Origin of the sequence: Mastigocoleus sp. MO_188.B34 (assembly GCF_030065675.1) — a bacterium.
Classification (GTDB): domain Bacteria; phylum Cyanobacteriota; class Cyanobacteriia; order Cyanobacteriales; family Nostocaceae; genus Mastigocoleus.
In genome coordinates this window covers 15,929-32,829 of record NZ_JASJDK010000018.1, presented here as the reverse complement: position 1 = coordinate 32,829, position 16,901 = coordinate 15,929, and the positions used below count along the sequence as shown (strand labels likewise).

The 16,901-nt window shown below is 38.0% G+C and carries 14 protein-coding genes; 7 read left to right on the top strand and 7 right to left on the bottom strand.

The window, feature by feature from the left end; all coding sequences use genetic code 11:
• Nucleotides 1-416 precede the first annotated feature (416 nt).
• The gene (locus QNJ50_RS07035) at nucleotides 417-1,631 is read left to right on the top strand and encodes a serine/threonine-protein kinase (protein WP_300633551.1); all 1,215 of its coding nucleotides are present in this window, start codon (nucleotides 417-419) and stop codon (nucleotides 1,629-1,631) included.
• A gap of 306 nt (nucleotides 1,632-1,937) precedes the next feature.
• On the opposite strand, the gene QNJ50_RS07030 is transcribed toward QNJ50_RS07035, so the two are convergent.
• Together QNJ50_RS07030 and der are read right to left on the bottom strand one after the other, a co-directional pair.
• Nucleotides 1,938-2,936 carry an energy-coupling factor transporter transmembrane protein EcfT gene (locus QNJ50_RS07030; RefSeq protein ID WP_300633550.1) on the bottom strand — a complete coding sequence of 333 codons (999 nt, stop codon included), beginning with the start codon at nucleotides 2,934-2,936 and terminating at the stop codon, nucleotides 1,938-1,940.
• A 23-nt stretch (nucleotides 2,937-2,959) separates the two neighbouring features.
• Complete coding sequence (gene der, locus QNJ50_RS07025; protein ID WP_300633548.1) at nucleotides 2,960-4,321, bottom strand: ribosome biogenesis GTPase Der; 1,362 nt, start codon at nucleotides 4,319-4,321, stop codon at nucleotides 2,960-2,962.
• A 518-nt stretch (nucleotides 4,322-4,839) separates the two neighbouring features.
• On the opposite strand from der, the gene QNJ50_RS07020 reads away from it, so the two are divergent.
• The gene (locus tag QNJ50_RS07020) at nucleotides 4,840-5,565 is read left to right on the top strand and encodes a metallophosphoesterase (protein WP_300633546.1); all 726 of its coding nucleotides are present in this window, start codon (nucleotides 4,840-4,842) and stop codon (nucleotides 5,563-5,565) included.
• 61 nt (nucleotides 5,566-5,626) lie between these two features.
• Here QNJ50_RS07020 and plsY read toward each other — a convergent pair whose 3' ends face one another.
• From plsY to QNJ50_RS07000, 4 genes are all read right to left on the bottom strand, one after another.
• A complete protein-coding gene (gene plsY / locus QNJ50_RS07015) occupies nucleotides 5,627-6,319 on the bottom strand; it encodes a glycerol-3-phosphate 1-O-acyltransferase PlsY (RefSeq protein WP_300633544.1) in 693 nt (230 codons plus the stop codon).
• 156 nt (nucleotides 6,320-6,475) lie between these two features.
• On the bottom strand, nucleotides 6,476-7,744 hold the full coding sequence (locus QNJ50_RS07010) for a DUF3086 domain-containing protein (RefSeq protein WP_300633542.1): 1,269 nt from the start codon (nucleotides 7,742-7,744) through the stop codon (nucleotides 6,476-6,478).
• Between the two features lie 245 nt (nucleotides 7,745-7,989).
• On the bottom strand, nucleotides 7,990-8,388 hold the full coding sequence (locus tag QNJ50_RS07005) for a DUF3119 family protein (protein WP_300633540.1): 399 nt from the start codon (nucleotides 8,386-8,388) through the stop codon (nucleotides 7,990-7,992).
• A gap of 549 nt (nucleotides 8,389-8,937) precedes the next feature.
• Nucleotides 8,938-9,735 carry an MlaE family lipid ABC transporter permease subunit gene (locus QNJ50_RS07000; RefSeq protein ID WP_027845410.1) on the bottom strand — a complete coding sequence of 266 codons (798 nt, stop codon included), beginning with the start codon at nucleotides 9,733-9,735 and terminating at the stop codon, nucleotides 8,938-8,940.
• A gap of 530 nt (nucleotides 9,736-10,265) precedes the next feature.
• On the opposite strand from QNJ50_RS07000, the gene QNJ50_RS06995 reads away from it, so the two are divergent.
• From QNJ50_RS06995 to QNJ50_RS06980, 4 genes are all read left to right on the top strand, one after another.
• A complete protein-coding gene (locus QNJ50_RS06995) occupies nucleotides 10,266-10,562 on the top strand; it encodes a hypothetical protein (RefSeq protein ID WP_300633613.1) in 297 nt (98 codons plus the stop codon).
• Between the two features lie 662 nt (nucleotides 10,563-11,224).
• Nucleotides 11,225-12,046 (top strand): signal peptide peptidase SppA, encoded by an 822-nt coding sequence (gene sppA / locus QNJ50_RS06990; RefSeq protein ID WP_300633537.1) that lies wholly within the window; start codon nucleotides 11,225-11,227, stop codon nucleotides 12,044-12,046.
• Between the two features lie 270 nt (nucleotides 12,047-12,316).
• Nucleotides 12,317-12,697 carry a chorismate mutase gene (gene aroH, locus QNJ50_RS06985; protein ID WP_300633535.1) on the top strand — a complete coding sequence of 127 codons (381 nt, stop codon included), beginning with the start codon at nucleotides 12,317-12,319 and terminating at the stop codon, nucleotides 12,695-12,697.
• Between the two features lie 191 nt (nucleotides 12,698-12,888).
• Nucleotides 12,889-13,176: a hypothetical protein gene (locus QNJ50_RS06980; protein ID WP_027842462.1), complete on the top strand. Its 288-nt coding sequence runs from the start codon at nucleotides 12,889-12,891 to the stop codon at nucleotides 13,174-13,176.
• A 519-nt stretch (nucleotides 13,177-13,695) separates the two neighbouring features.
• Here QNJ50_RS06980 and crtR read toward each other — a convergent pair.
• Nucleotides 13,696-14,589 (bottom strand): beta-carotene hydroxylase, encoded by an 894-nt coding sequence (crtR, locus tag QNJ50_RS06975; protein WP_300633531.1) that lies wholly within the window; start codon nucleotides 14,587-14,589, stop codon nucleotides 13,696-13,698.
• Nucleotides 14,590-14,944: 355 nt separating this feature from the next.
• Here crtR and pyk point away from each other — a divergent pair, with 355 nt between their 5' ends.
• On the top strand, nucleotides 14,945-16,714 hold the full coding sequence (pyk, locus tag QNJ50_RS06970; RefSeq protein ID WP_300633529.1) for a pyruvate kinase: 1,770 nt from the start codon (nucleotides 14,945-14,947) through the stop codon (nucleotides 16,712-16,714).
• Nucleotides 16,715-16,901: the final 187 nt, after the last annotated feature.

Genomic DNA, 16,901 nt, shown 5'->3' with positions numbered 1-16,901 from the left:
TTGCTTCATCAGTTGGAAGGATACAATATTTTTTATACTAAACAATAAATGAAGAAAACTTGAAATTACAACTATAAAATCAATAACTTTATGCAAGTTAAGCAACATGAAAATTCATTAACAGCTATCAATTAGGAGTTAAGAATATATACAGTAATTGAAAAGGGATCTAAACTAGTAAATGCTTTAAATAATTTCAATTTGCCTTTGATATGGTAATTTATGACACGAGAATCAGAGATTATTAAAACCAGACTAAGACTAATTTTGATGAAGTTTTACTGTTAGTGGCTCAATTCAAAGGAAAAGATTTGAAGCACGAGCCGACAGAGTTTATCAATCCGCGGAAAAAAGTAAGACTTTAGCAACAAATACCTGAATCGCAATCCTACACACAACAAGTTAGATAACTAGCTATGGAATATTTCAATCTCGAGGGTAATAGTAGATTTTTTCCAGACTTTTCCCAACAGGGTTATATTGTTGAACGCAAGTTAGGAAATAACCTGAATGGAGGACGAGCTACCTATCAAGCGACTGACATTAATACAAAGCAGTTTGTTGCAATCAAGCAATTTCAGTTTGCTGTTGACGGAAATAGTTGGTCAGATTATGAAGCCCTAGAGAGCGAAATTAAGTTTCTTCAACAGTTAAATCACCCTAGTATTCCCAAATATATAGACTCTTTTGAAACTGAATCTGGTTTTTGTATAGTACAAGAATATAAAAATGCTCTTTCGCTAGCACAGCCACGATATTTCAAACTTGAGGAAATCCGGCAAATTGCGATTTCAATATTAGAAATATTAATTTATTTACAACATCACGTTCCACCAATTATTCACCGAGATATAAAGCCAGAAAACATTTTAGTAGACGATAAACTCAATGTTTATTTAGTTGATTTTGGTTTGGCAAAAATTGATGGTCAAAGCTCGACTTCACATAGCATTGTTAAGGGTACATTAGGATTTATGCCACCAGAGCAAATGTTTTGTCGCCCTCTAAGTACAGCTTCTGATCTTTATAGTTTGGGAATGACCTTAATTTGCTTGCTGACAAGAACTCCATCTTCTTTTATTGGTGAATTAATTGACGATAATCATCGGGTTAATGTTAAATATCTACTTCCAAATCTTAACCCTCGTTTCATCAGTTGGTTAGAAAAAATGGTGGAACCAGTATCTCAAGATCGTTACTCAAATGCAGATGAAGCTTTTGTTGCTTTGCTGAATCCTAAAATGAATGATTTGAGCAAAGTTGAGATTGCTGATAGAGGAGATGTCTTAAAACCGATTGGTTTATTTATGTTACCAATTAGCCTTAGTTTAATTTCAAGTATGAGTAATGGTTTTATGTCTCGCTGCAGATCAAATTTGAGAGAACGAGAAAAGATAGATCTCAATCGCCGGATCATTATCCCTCCCATTCCTTCCCAAAGTAGGTATAACCGTATTAGACATCTAGATCTTCGGCAAAGAGATCTAGAAAACACAAAATTCCAAAATATGCAAGAAGTACTAGAAATCAAATCTCATAATTTTAACTTGAGGATTGTGGAAACAGAAGATATAGATATTCCAGAAGATAATTTTATTGAACAAATTAGCCCTTACCAAAGTGATGAGTAAGAAGTAAGAAGTAAGAAGTAATGAGTAATAAGTAAGAAGTAATAAGTAAGAAGTAATAAGTAATGAGTAAGAAGTAATGGTTAAGCAGTAATATCTCTCATATAGAGTTTTTCTGCAGGTTTATAGACATTTGGGATGGAGAACAATGCAGGTTTATTAAATTAATAATTGAGTGATTCTAAAGCAAACAGAAAAAAATATTGCTCATTGCTTCTTACCCATTCCCAATTGCTTATCCTACGCTGCACTAACACCAATTACCCATTACCCATTACCCATTACTTCTTAATCATTACTTCTTACTCCTCAGACTTGAGCGCCGATTTGAAAACGTATTCCCCAGAAAATTATTAAAGCAACTAGCGCTACCCAATCCCAAGGTTTTAAACGTAATTCGTGCCACTGTACTCGATGCTGGTTGGGGCTAGTAAAACCTCTCGCGACCATTGCTCCAGCCATTTGTTCCGCACGCATGAGTAAGTTATCTAAAAGTTTTTCTATTACCATCAGCCACACTTTGACTGCACCCTTCCAGCCCAACTTACGCCAATTAATTGCCCTAGTGACAACAGAACGAGCTAAATTTTGAATTTCTTCGAGTACTAAAGGAATAAAGCGTAAAGATAAGGTTAAAGTTAGAGTTATTTCTGTAACTGGTATATTCAGTTTTCGTAGGGGTCGGCTCAAACTTTCAATAGCTGCTGTAATTTCCTCTGTTGCAGTAGTTAATAAGTATAAATTAGTTCCATATATAATGGTAAAGAAAATAGTACTTAAACGTATAGCTAGATCAAAAGAATAACGAGTTACTCTTATCGGTCCAAGCCCAAATATAGGTCCAATTTCTAACAGTACATAATGGTAACTTTGTTCGTAGTCCACACTATTACTAGAAATTGAAGTTGGATTTGGACTTATTCCAGGGGAAGGGGATACTTTGTTTTCAACAATGTTTGGATTTTGTGGCTTAGATTCGGGGTATAACTCTTGTCGGTCAGTAGGTAAACGTGGCTGATATTTTACCCCCAAGGCGTCAGGAGTAATGGAAGCAATTAATAAAACTAGAAAGCAAATTGTTAATAACCAGCCCATTTGCTGACGCCATACTCTGCGGGGAATTCCCGCTGTTAGAGTTGCCAAAATCAATAAAACAACCAGTAGTATACGCCACTGGTTATTAGCAAAAATATAAGTCGTCAGAAAACTCATCAACCAACCAAACTTAACTCTTGGGTCGAGTTTATGTAACCAAGTATGTGGTTGTTCTAAGTAAAGACCTATGGGTAGGGAGCGCAGTAAATCCATTTAATATTAATTAATCATTTAAACTAAACGCGGGCTGCTCTATTAACATTACTAGTCTCAACATCCCGAGCTTTTTTACTTCTCCACAGCAAACGAATAGGGGTACCCTTAAATCCTAATTGTTGGCGGAATTGTCTTTCAATATACCGGCGGTAGTTATCCCCAAAACGCTTAGCTTCATTAACAAATAGTGCAATTGTTGGCGGTTGACTACTAACCTGGGTACCATAATAAATTTTACCTTGTCTTCCTCCGCGACTAACTGGTGGTGAGTGCCAAGTAATAGCCTCTTCTAAAACATCGTTGACGACAGAAGTACTGATTCGACGTTTATGCTCCAGGGCTGCACTGTCTACCAAATTTAATATTTTGCCTACCCGTTGTCCAGTCAACGCACTAACAAAAATTGTAGGTGCCCATTCAGAAAAATGAAGTCTTCCTTCAAGAATTTTTTGGTAATCGTAGATTGTGTAGGAATCTTTTTCGATTGCATCCCATTTGTTAATAACAATTACACAAGCCCGACCTTCATCAATAATTCTTCCGGCTAATTTTTGGTCTTGCTCGGTAACACCATCAACAGCGTCTATTACCATCAGCGCGACATCACAACGGCGAATTGCTTTAAAAGCACGATTGATACTGAAAAACTCCGTACCGTATTCAATATGTTTCTTTTTACGAATTCCTGCTGTATCAATCAGTCGGTAAGTTTGTTCTCCTCTGACGACACAGGTATCAATTGCATCGCGGGTAGTTCCGGAAATCGGACTTACGATTGCCCGTTCTTCGCCGACAAAAGCATTTAATAAACTGGATTTACCTACATTCGGACGTCCGACAATGGCAACTTTTATCTCATTATCTTCCGGTAGTTCCTCTACTGTGGGTAAATGCTTAATAAGTTCATCTAGCAGATCGCCGGTACCATTACCATGAATTGCGGAAATAGCATAAGGCTCACCCAATCCCAAATTCCAAAATTCTGCTGCTTGAATTAAACCTTGATCGGGGGATTCGCATTTATTTACAGCTAATAATACGGGAACCTTTTGTTGGCGCAACCATGAAGCTATTTCTTCATCTGCACCAATTGGACCTGTACGACCATCTACAACAAAAATTGCAGCACTGGCTTCTGTCAAAGCTGTCATCGCCTGCTGACGAATCAGGGGGAGAAATTCTGTATCATCATTAAATACCAAACCACCTGTATCCACAACCACAAATTCACGATCGCCCCAATAGGAAGGTAAATAGGTGCGATCGCGAGTTACTCCTGGTTGATCGTGTACAATAGCAGCTTTTTGTCCTGCTAAACGATTAACTAGGGTCGATTTGCCCACATTTGGGCGTCCAATAATTGCAACAATCGGAAGACTCATAACTCGGACTTATAATCCTGTAAACTTTTATTTTATCTGGGTTTATTAATTAATATGGATAGTTAACTCTTCGTTCTTTGTCCTTAATCTGAGCATTAAATATCTATAGCCAAAAACTAGCCAAAAACTATTTGCAGCCAAAAACTCTGTGACAAGGAATGTGGAGACATATTAATTTTAGTGCAAACGATTTTCAAAGTTAATTAATGATTTAAAAATAGTAGCAGCAAATCCATATGTTGCGATCGCAAGTTTTTTCCAAAACAGGTAATTATTTTTTCTCATAAGGTAATCAATGTCGAGTGACAAATCCTTGATCAGTACCTAGAATTTGGTGTTACCTTTATTGGAATTTAGTCTTGAAAATACGGAAATTGCTAAATTGGAGAGTAATGAGACTGGGTCACAGAAGCTTCCAAATTTCACTTAAGCAATTTTTAGGGTTATGCTTCTCATTGATTTGCTGTATTTTATTATACGCAAAAACGATTGAGCCAAACTGGATTGATATTCATCGAGTGCAGCTAAAACTTCCACATTTAGCTTCAGAATTTAATAACTATCGGATTGTGCAAGTTAGCGATTTGCACACTGATAAATTTATGACTGAAAGACGTTTGCGGCGTATTTTCCATTTGGTGAATCAGCAAAAACCAGACCTAATTGCTATGACTGGTGATTTTGTGACGGAATATCAGCAAAAATTTATCCCCCACTTTCAAAATAGCTTGAAGGTTCTCAAATCCAAAGATAAAACTGTTGCAGTATTGGGAAATCACGATTATTTAGCAAATCCCCAAGGGATTAGGGAAGCATTACGAGCAAATAACATTCTTGAACTGAGAAATCGTGTTTATAGTATCAAGCGAGATAACTCAATATTAAATATTGCTGGCATTGATGATGTACTAATGGGTACAGCACGTTTAGATTTAGTTTTAAAACAATTACCACCTGGAGGTGCAGCAATAATTTTGGTACACGAACCAGACTTTGCTGATATCAATGCTGCTACGGGTAAGTTCGATTTGCAGTTATCAGGACATTCCCATGCAGGACAAGTACGCTTACCATTTTTTAAACCTCCAGTTCTCCCCACTTTAAGCAAAAAATATTATGAAGGTTTAAATCGGGTAGGTAACATGAATGTTTATACCAATCGCGGTATTGGTATGACCAGCTTGCATATTCGCTTTGGTTCACGTCCTGAGATTACTGTGTTTGATTTAGTTGCAGGTCAGTAATATCTTGTCACTTACCTTATGTCTTGCGATAAACATGTGATATTTACCACAGCAAATCAATCTAACTAGCTGGATTTACAGTTTGTTCTACATCCACATCAACCTTTTGTCCTAATTTTGATTCAGTTCCAGCAATTAAGCGTCCAATATTACTTTTATGTCGCCAAACGACGTATAAACTACCGATTACACCGAAAATAATATAAGGCAAAGGTTGGTTCAAAATTACCATCGATACAGGAGCAGCTAAAGCACCAGAAATTGAACTTAAAGAAACAAACCGAGAAATTGCGATCGCAATTCCAAATACACCAACACAAATTAAAGCAACTTGCCAATTCATGGCGAATAAAATACCAATACTGGTCGCAACAGATTTACCACCACTAAAACCTAAAAATATTGATTTACTGTGTCCTAAAATGGCAAAAAATGCAGTTAAAGCAATCATTGAGGACAGCCAAATATCTACATTAATCGTCTCTGGAAGTAAATCTTGAGCAGTAGCAAAATTAAATAACTCGTGAGCAATAAGAATAGCCACTACCCCTTTAAGACTATCAATAAATAGTACGGATGCTCCTGGTCCCTTACCTAAAGTTCTTAAGACATTAGTCGCACCGGTAGAACCAGAACCAAATTCTCGAATATCAATTCCTTTTAATAATTTAGCCGTAAGGTAGCCAGTGGGAATCGAGCCTAATAAGTAAGCTACGACTAATACACAGAAGCATAAAGTTAACCAAATATTCATAACTAAATAATTTTGAGTCAAAAACAGGAAATGAAAAATTAGGAATTGGTATTTAGGAATTGAGAATTGAGAGTGAGAAATTGAGAACTAGAAATTAGTAGCCAGAAATTGGGAGCTAGAAAGTGGGAAAATCCAGTTTCTAATCTCCATTACTGCTTAAAAATCATCGTCATAGTAGGAGTTTCTCATCATTTTTGGGTCAGGAGCAAAAGCTAACCACAACGGAAATTCCAACAACCCAAGACTGATTTCTTCCTCCGAATCATCAATGACAATTAATGGTAGTAATCTAGCTTTGACTAAACGCTCTGCTTTTTGAGCAACTGCTTCTGGGGTTTCAAATAATGCAACCCCTCGGTCTGGACCAAAGTCAGGACGACCAACCCCCAAACAATCTTGTAAACCGCGTCGCCATTCACCCAAGCGTTCTGGACTATCAGCCAGTATTAAAGTACGGACGCGATCGCCATATAGCCGATAAAGTATGGAAATAATCGCCGAGGTCACCAAAGTATTTTGTAATCTGCTACCCAGGGTACGTAATGCACCCCTTCCACCTTGTTCGAAGAACCATTTAGATGCGCGTTCGGCGTGAACTGGTTCAAAAGTACGACGTAATTGCCATGGCGGACCGTAGTAATCTGGTTTTGTGCGGTATTGATCGATGAACCCACGAATTTTTTTTGTCGTATCCTGAAAACGCTGTTGGGTAAATTGTGGTGTATCCGATTCAGGTTCTTCTATCTCACGGGGACGACTTTGAATAACTTGTGGTTTTTCTTTTGGTTCGCGAATAGGGGATAATTCTAACTGTTCAGCAGCCGCAGCCAAGTCCTGTAAACTACCGGTTAAGTAATCTTTGAAACCTTGGACTCGAATAGCTAAATCCTGGGAAGCACCAGCAAATGTACTGCGCATTTCCTTATGAATGCGTTCTTGACGTTTTTCTAATTTCTCTACAGCAATTTGCAAAGTTTGCTTGCGTTTTTCCAGCTCTTCCAGGGCTTCCTGTACTACTCGTCCCATTTTGGTTTGGGTTTCCTGCACCTGTTGGGAAAGTATTTGTTGAGTAGCTTGAAGATTTGCTATTTCCGTCCGCAGTGCTTTTTCTTGGCGTTGTAATTCGCTTACTTTAGTTGATTCTGAATCTACAGACATAAATGAAATATTATTGACAAGTTTTTGAGATTTATCCCCAGATTCCAAAACCGAAGTATCATCTTGGGATTTTACAGTTTGCGGTTTGACGTTGAGTGCAAAAGAGTTTTCTGCTACTTCTGGGGCATTGCTTGATATTAGATTCTCAGTATTTGCTTTTGGTATAGAATCTTCTTGAGGATTTACTGACTCTGCTTGTGGTTCCTCTTCAAGTCCCTCTGAACTTTCTTCAATTGATTTTTGATTTTCAAATTCTTCTTGATTCATAGAAATAATAAATTTTACATCCTCTAATAATTAATTTTCCTTTCTCTGTAATTTGTTGTTTGTAACATAGTCTGATAAATAACCCAGTCACTATTGATGCTATGAATTACAGTTTATAATTGCTAGCAGTTTATATGTAAAGAGAAAAAGAACAGCATTTACTAATGCTCATCCAATTCTTTTTCCCTATTTGAGTAAATTTTAGTTATTTTCACAAAAATTGACAGACAATGCAGCCATGGAGACTATCCCAAATTCTTATTTCTTGGGTAGTGCTGCTCCAAACAGGTTTTAAGAGTTTTGGGGTCAAATATAATTGGTAAAAAGTGAATACTTTTGGTTTCTTTGAAATAAAATAGTATTGGAATTTGTGACCAAAAAATTTCCCAGTGTTGCCATTCACTGTATGGAAAACGGCGGATTAATTTTTCTCCTCTGTAAATATCTAAATCTGTAGCAGTAAATCGCAAACGCAGAGTAACTGCTTGAAACATCAAAAATACACCAAAAAGTGCAATTATTCCTGCTAATAAGGGTTGTACTATCACTAGTAGAGCACCAATTAATACTAATACTAGAGGAATCCTATAATTAGGATTTAATTCGACAGTTGACAGCGCATTTGTACTTGGTGAAGTGGTCACAGTTTTCCACCCTGAATCTTAAAGTAACATTTCTCTTATTTTAAAATTTAAGAGCAAGCTTCCCAAATACTCTTCCTATCCGAGTAGAAATTTACCTAATTGAATGACAAAGGAGAGTGTGGGAAGAAAAGAAAAAGTTTTTGTAGATAATCCTCTTGATTGGAAAGAAATAATTTATTTGCTAGGCAATTGTTTCTTTCCCCGGAGTTTTACTTTTCCCAAAAAATCATTTCTCATAAATAATTCACGTAGGTAATATTGGATTAGCCATAAAAATTTAGGAAATTTGGAACAGAAATCAGGAAAATTTGGGACAATTTTTTAGAAATCAGAAAATTTTTGTTTCCTATTTTCTTGCTTGATGAAGATTTTCACCAAAGGTAAATATCCATGGTTCCAGTACATTGATTCCAGTAAATGGACAAGTCTGATTTACCGAACATTTTTTCCTTCATTGGCAGTGAAGGGTAATAAGCTCATTTCCTTATCACTATTTCCTTCAAAGAAAATACTATGACATAGCCTGATAAGCCATATACAGTCGTAAAACTAAAATCCTTGTAATAAAGCACTTCCAGCACCTTGGAACATGACCCAAGTAAGGAAGAAGTTACTAATAAAAATCACTAACAAAGAAGTTACAACTGCAGTTGTGGTAGATTCTCCCACACCTTTCGCTCCACCAGTAGTTGTCAAGCCCCAATTACAACCAATAACGGCAATAAAAGTACCAAAACAAAATGCCTTCACCATGGCGCTGATAATGTCCCAAAAACTAAGAAAATTACGTGCTGAATCTAAAAATGAAGTGTCTGATAGATTATAAAGATTGGTCGCTATAATCAATCCCCCAGTCATTCCTGTCACTAAAGATAACAGGGTCAAAATAGGTAACATTAAGCAACAAGCAAGAACTCGGGGAATTACCAGATAATCCACCGGATCGGTTTTGAGAATTAGTAAAGCATCTATTTGTTCGGTTACCCGCATAGTGCCAATTTCCGCCGCAAATGCTGAACCAACTCTTCCGGCTAATATCACTGCTGTGAGTACAGGGGAAAGTTCCCGCGTCAATGCGACTGATAAAACTCCACCGACGATGTTCCCTGCACCAAAAGCGATAAACTCCCGTGCGACTTGAACGGTAAACACAGCACCGACAAATACAGCGGTCAACAAAGCTATGAATAGGGAATCTGGTCCCACCGCAGCCATTTGTTCTAAAGTGTTACGTCGATGTATTTTGCCCTTCAAAAGATGAACAAATACTTGTCCGCCCAAAAAAATTGATGACAGCAGTCGCTGACTCCACATTCCTAAACTGGATTTGGTTTTTATCTGGCTCAACGTTCACAAGCTAACTCAGTAACTGCCGTAATCATAGCGAAATATGAGTTATGAGTTTATAGATTGAGTTAATAGATTATTTCTACTTAAGTATTTGTGACGATTTTCCAGTATTCTGGGACTGTTCAGCTACATCACAATGAGTGTGGTTATCTTCATCCGAACAATTTCCCAAATTTTTGCTTTGTAAACAGGAAGACAATTTAACCGAATCCCTATTCCGAAATTTTGTAACTTCTCTTAGTCTTTAACTGGTAAAAGTTACTAAGTTTAAACTTTCTCTCAGAAAGTCAGCTTGGGATGCACAATCTTACTCCATTCTCTCATAAACCCTGCAGAAGCTTGTAAGTAAAGGTTTACATCTAAAAGATAGCCCTGTATATTGGCGATTTAAATGAAATGTGAACTTTGTTGTTTTTTAATGAAAACTTAAGATTTTTGAAAAAACGCCCCATGAAGGTCAATCTACCTTATTGTAGATATTGAAAAAGCAGGTCTTATTTTTGGAACTTCACGGAGCCTGTATAGTGATGAACATTCTTGCTAACTTTATCCGTTCGCTGCTACTGTCTATGATTTTCAGCTTTGTTGTGCCAATGTTATTTGTTGGTAGCCTCTGGGCTGTAATTATTTTAGTCAGTTATTTCCCTGGTCTACAAGAGCTAACACAAGTAATTTCCCAAGATATCTCACAATTTCTCATGGTTTTTGGTAACGGAACACCATTACAAGGGGTGTTGGTTATCTGTTTGACCTGTTGTTTTGTGGGAGTCCTATTTGATGCCTATGCTTTTTACCGATGTCAAATTTTACGTCTGAACTCTTAAAGATTTGCAAAAAGCATCTTAATTAAGAGTCATTTACCAATCATGACCCTATAGTTGACTAGCAAAGGAGTAATATATTTAAATTTCAAATGTTTCCAGGATGTCAAAAATACTTGTCAATCAAAGCCTAGAAATTTTGCAATTGGAATTTGAAGTTTTAATTACTGAAGTTTTAATTACTTAAACACTTAAGTAAATAATTCAAAAAGCAACTTTCAACTACAAATTTTCATCGACAATGTGCTATTGATTGTTTGTCATAGATGCAAGTGGAATTAAACTTGACTAGGGAAATGAAGATATTATCTTGTCTGTAGATAACGATACGTCGGAAAGATGTGTCAGTAAATCACAGCATAAATAGTTAAAAGCTGTAATCAAAAGCTATAATCAAAAGCTATAAAATTATGCTGTTTTAAGGGTTAATGAAAATCAATTAACAGTAAAACTAAATAACTCACTACAAGATAAGCTATAATTTCATTCATAAAAAACCAAGAAGTCTTTAAGTAAGTAAATACAAATAATATAAAGTGACAACATCACCGTACGGCAAAAATTTGCAGACTTCTTCCTTCCCGATGCTTGATTATATTTTCATTTGAAGCTTACTGCCATTTGAAGCTTAACATTCAGTTTATAGTGTTTTTTTTTGACTACTCATGATTTGGCCTTTTAAGCCTAGGTTTCGCAAACAAATTGCCAGAATTGAAATTAACGGTGCGATCGCCGGAGCTACCCGCAAGAGAGTGTTAGAAGCACTCAAAACAGTGGAAGAAAAAAAGTTTCCGGCTTTGTTACTACGGATCGACTCCCCTGGAGGTACCGTAGGAGATTCTCAAGAAATTTATAGTGCTCTAAAGCGTTTGCGCGATAAATTGAAAATAGTTGCTTCTTTTGGCAACATTTCTGCATCTGGCGGTGTTTACATTGGTATGGGTGCAGAATACATCATGGCAAATCCAGGAACAATTACAGGCAGTATAGGTGTAATTTTACGTGGGAATAACCTAGAAAGATTGCTGGATAAAGTTGGCGTTTCTTTCAAAGTTATTAAATCTGGTCCTTACAAAGATATCTTGGCATTTGATCGAGAACTGACCGAACCAGAACAAGGTATTTTGCAGGAACTCATAGACACCAGTTATCAACAATTTGTGCAAACGGTTGCTGAAGGACGTAATTTAGAACCAGAAACAGTTAAAACTTTTGCTGATGGGCGGATTTTTACTGGACAGCAGGCTTTGGAACTGGGTATTGTAGATAAACTTGGAGCAGAAGAAGATGCTCGTCGTTGGGCTGCAGAATTAGTAGGTCTAGATCCGGAAAAAACACCTGTTTATACTTTTGAGGAACGTAAGCCCCTTTTGAGTCGTATTTTACCGGGAAATCGTCAAGCAAAGAGTAAAATTGGAACTGGAATAGATTGGTTGGATTTTGAAATTTCTACCAACGGTCTTCCACTGTGGTTATACAGACCTTGATGACGAACAGTTATCAGTTAACAGTTAACAGTGTTAGCGGGGCGTAGTCTTAGCCATACAGTGAACAGTTAAAAACAAACATGTAACTGATACCTAACAACTTTAGCCTGTAAAGGCGTGGCGTGGACCATAAACTAATACCTGTAGCCCGTAAGGGTATGGCTTTAGCCATAAACTGTTAGCAAAGCGTTCGCGGTCTAGCGTAAGCGTACTGTAAGTATTGCGCATTAACTGACAGCTAAAAGCAAATTAATTGGAGGATTTTTTTTTGTGGAGTGGCGAATACAGGCGATTCGTGGTGCAACAACTGTTTCTGAAAACACAGTTGAAGCCATGCGAGAATCAATAACAGAATTACTAGATGAGTTAGAAAAACGTAATCATTTGCATCCAGCTGACATGGTTAGCGTTACTTTCTCGGTAACACGCGATTTGGATGCAGCTTTTCCCGCAGCGATCGCCCGTTCTCGTCCCCACTGGGATTGTGTTCCCATGCTGGATGTTCAACAAATGTATGTACCCCAAAGTTTGAAATATTGTATTCGACTTTTAGTTCATGCTTACTTGTCCGACCCTTCAAGCGTTCAACATATTTACTTGCGTGATGCTGCTAATTTGCGTCCTGACTGGAGCAAAGCTGTTGTTAATTAATTAATCTAAGAATAATTTTTTTTCAACGTAGAAATTTTCTGCGAAGGAAATCTAATATAAATTTTTTATAAACACTGCAGTTGGGGAAAATTTAACCAAGTCTGAAGATAGCGGTTACGGACATAACATTCAACTACATAACCCCAATTGTAGAATGAGCTTATGTTCTATGTGAAAATACTTAAGAAAATATGAAGCTTGACGGTGATGGCAATAATGCTCAACCCACCGCATTTGGCGGACAAATATTCACTGACCGAGGAACAGGTGTTCATGTAAAGTGTGAAGATTTTATCACCATTCTCTCTAAGAGTGAGGCTCCGCTGGTAATCATGACTGCGGAAGGTTTGTTCACAAAAATCTACAAATATGCAACAGCTTACAAAGGTTTTGTGTTTTTTACAGAATCCTTAGATAAGCTCAATTTTTCTAAAGAGATAGAGCTAATTCAGGCTTTAAGCCTTTCGACTAATATCTAAAAAACAAATTGCTATCTCAAAACAATAATCTGCAGCATTCCCAACAATAGTTGGAGATATTTCCCAGTAATGAGGTGCAAACAATCTATGCTAAGTAATTACGACATCAGGAATTAGCAAACCTTGTTTTTATCAAATAGGTGAAACCCACTTCCTCAATCTGTTTCATGTAGATTCTGAGGACTAGCGAGCGAAGGTTTCACCTGTTTGTAATTGTAATTATTGTAATTGTTGGAAATTCATCTGCTATGCACTCGATAGGGTAGTTGATTAACTACTAATAGACATTTTAAGGCTGTAGAGATGTTGTTCTTAACATCTCTACACAATTTATGTTTCAAAAAAATCCTGAATTTTGGCTATGTTTAATTGTTAATTGCTGAGGTAATTTAGAATCACCACCCCAGCAAAAAGTGAAATTTATTCAATTTTCGATAATTTGTTTTCAGAAATATTCAAATTTTAATAGACCGATAATGGGGGATGGAAAAATGTCCAATCCCCAATCTTTTCTACCTGCTATTTTTCCTGAGCATGGTGGAAACGGATACCTAGGAAAATGTCATATAGAAAGCCGAAAAAGTCTTTCTTCTGTAATAATCCCAAAGATTGATGGGATCCTTTTTCATCAAGTAGGGGTTTCATCATGTAGTATGCAGGTTGGTATTTATACCAGGGTATAGAAGGCCATAAATGATGGACTAAGTGATAATTCTGTCCCAAAATTAGGATGTTGAGAATTGGACTAGCATAAACACGAGCATTTTTCCAGCGATTGCGTTCCGTGAAAGGACGATGGGGTAAATAATCAAAAAATAACCCCAATGCTAATCCCACCACACCAGAAGGTACAAACCAGAAATCTAGGATATAACTTAAAAAGTGGTAGTGAATGGAAACGAGAACAATTGTGACCACGAACAAACGACTGAAAAACCATTCCATAAGTTCTCGATCACGCCACAGTTTGTGTTTAAAGAAGAAAATTTCATGATAGAAAAAACGCACAGCAATGAGCCATAATGGACCACCAGTAGAAACGTAATGGTCGGGATCTTTTTCCGGGTCGTTAACGTGAGCGTGGTGCTGTAGGTGAACGCGGGTAAATACTGGAAAGGCAAAAGCAAGCATTAAAGCACTACTATGCCCTAATATTGCATTAATTGCCCGGTTGCTATGAGCAGATTTGTGACATGCATCATGAATTACGGTGCCTGCAATATGCAAAGCAACAACATTCATCAAAAAGCACACCCAATTTGGTATTTGCCAAACCCAATAACCACAAACAGATAAAGCTACTATTAACACCGCCCCAACAAACATCAGAACAGTTGGGTTTAGATCGCCCGGAGGTGCTAAAAATTCCCTTGGCGGCGCTGTCAGCGGCTTGTGTGCCTCCGAGGTCAACATTTCGAACTCCTTAATCATCAAATATTGCGAGTATACGACACGGACTGGCGCATAATAAAGATTTGTGTACCAAGATTTATTTCCAGCTTGACACATTAGGTGTCCAATAAAGGTATGATCCCAGACGACATTAGAAAGCTAAAAGCTTCAAGTGCTTAAGTATTTAAGAAACTATGATTTCCGTTGTAGTTTAAGGCTCTTTTTGGTGTATTAGCAGCATCTATGAGTAAATTCGGAGCACTCATACGTCTGTTGAAATTCCATGTGAAATTCCATGATTGATTCGCCAACAACTGAAAAGAAGTAGCTTTTAATTTACGATAATTCCCGAGATAGATTCCTAAATTCAGTCTTTATGCAATTGAAAGATTCTCTACGTCGAACAAAAATAGTTGCCACTATTGGTCCTGCTACAAGTAGTCCTGAAGTTTTGCGGGCAATTATTGAAGCAGGTGCAACTACACTGCGATTAAATTTTTCCCATGGTAGTCATGCCGACCATCAGCGTAATATTCGCACAATTAGACAGACAGCATTTGAGTTAAATCAGCCAGTCGCCATTCTCCAAGATTTACAGGGTCCCAAAATCCGCCTTGGCAAGTTTGAAAATGGTTCTATAGTTTTACAAAAAGGCGATCGCTTTACTCTTACCAATCGTCCGGTGGTGGGTACCCAGGAAATAAGCTGTGTGACCTATGATTATCTCGCCGAAGAAGTTCCTGTTGGTTCCAAAATTCTTCTGGATGACGGAAAAGTTGAAATGTTGGTGGAGGAAATTAACCGCGATAAAGGCGACTTACATTGTAGTGTCACTGTGCCTGGTAAACTTTCCAACAACAAAGGTGTTAATTTCCCGGGTGTTTATTTGTCGGTTAAAGCAATGACCGATAAAGACCGTGAGGATTTAATTTTTGGTCTCGATCAAGGTGTGGATTGGGTAGCCCTTTCTTTTGTTCGCAATCCCCAGGACATGATCGAAATCAAAGAACTGATTTCTTCCACAGGGAAACAGGTTCCAGTAATCGCCAAAATTGAAAAGCATGAAGCGATCGAACAAATGGATGCAGTTTTGGCTTTATGCGACGGTGTAATGGTTGCCAGGGGTGACCTAGGGGTAGAATTACCAGCAGAGGACGTTCCCGTATTACAAAAGCGTTTAATTGCTACAGCCAATCGTTTGGGAATACCAATTATTACAGCTACCCAAATGTTAGATAGCATGGTAAGTAACCCTCGCCCCACCCGTGCAGAAGTTTCAGATGTAGCAAATGCAATTCTGGATGGAACCGATGCTGTGATGCTTTCCAATGAAACTGCTGTCGGTCAATTCCCTGTAGAAGCCGTGGCGACTATGGCGCGAATTGCCGAACGGATAGAGCAGGAAGAAGCAAGTAATGTCAACGCTCGTCAAGCTCGAGATTCTAGACGTTCAATTCCCAACGCCATATCACAAGCTGTAGGTCAAATTTCCGAGCAATTGGGTGCTGCAGCAATTATGACTTTAACCCAAAGTGGGGCAACCGCTCGTAACGTTTCTAAATTTCGCCCCAAAACGCCAATTTTAGCCGTTACACCCCACGTTAATGTTGCTCGCCGACTACAGTTGGTATGGGGTGTTAAACCACTATTAGTGCTGGAATTACCTTCCGCTGGTCAAACATTCCAAGCAGCAATAAACGTAGCTTTAGAAAATCAGCTTGCTTGTGAGGGGGATTTAGTAGTGATGACTGCCGGAACCCTCCAAGGAGTATCTGGTTCAACTGACTTAATCAAAGTGGAAGTTGTAACAGCAGTTCTCGGTCAAGGAATTGGACTGGGACAGGGTTCTGTAAGTGGTCGCGCTCGAGTTGCAACTACTGGAATGGATGTTAGTAACTTTAATCCTGGAGAAATTTTAGTTGCTAAATCTACCAGCGCTGATTTTGTTGAAGCAATTCGTAAAGCTAGTGGTATTATTACTGAAGATGCAAGTCTTAACTCTCACGCTGCAATTATTGGTTTGCGTCTCGGAGTGCCTGTGATTGTTGGCGTCAAAAATGCTACTAAAACAATTAGAGATGGAGCAATTCTCACTATGGACGTACAGCGAGGAACTGTATTCTCTGGTGCAGTTGGGAATGCTTAGGGGATGGGGTGCACCCGCACTGCGACCGCAGTGTTAGCAAGGCGTGACGCGTAAGCGTCATATGGTGACTGGTGACTGGCGACTTGGTCATAGGTAGTTAGTAACTTGCATATTTAGGGAATTCTGTGTTTTTCGAAGATTTTCTGATATTGCTCCCAATCTCCAATCCCCAATCCCCAATCCCCAA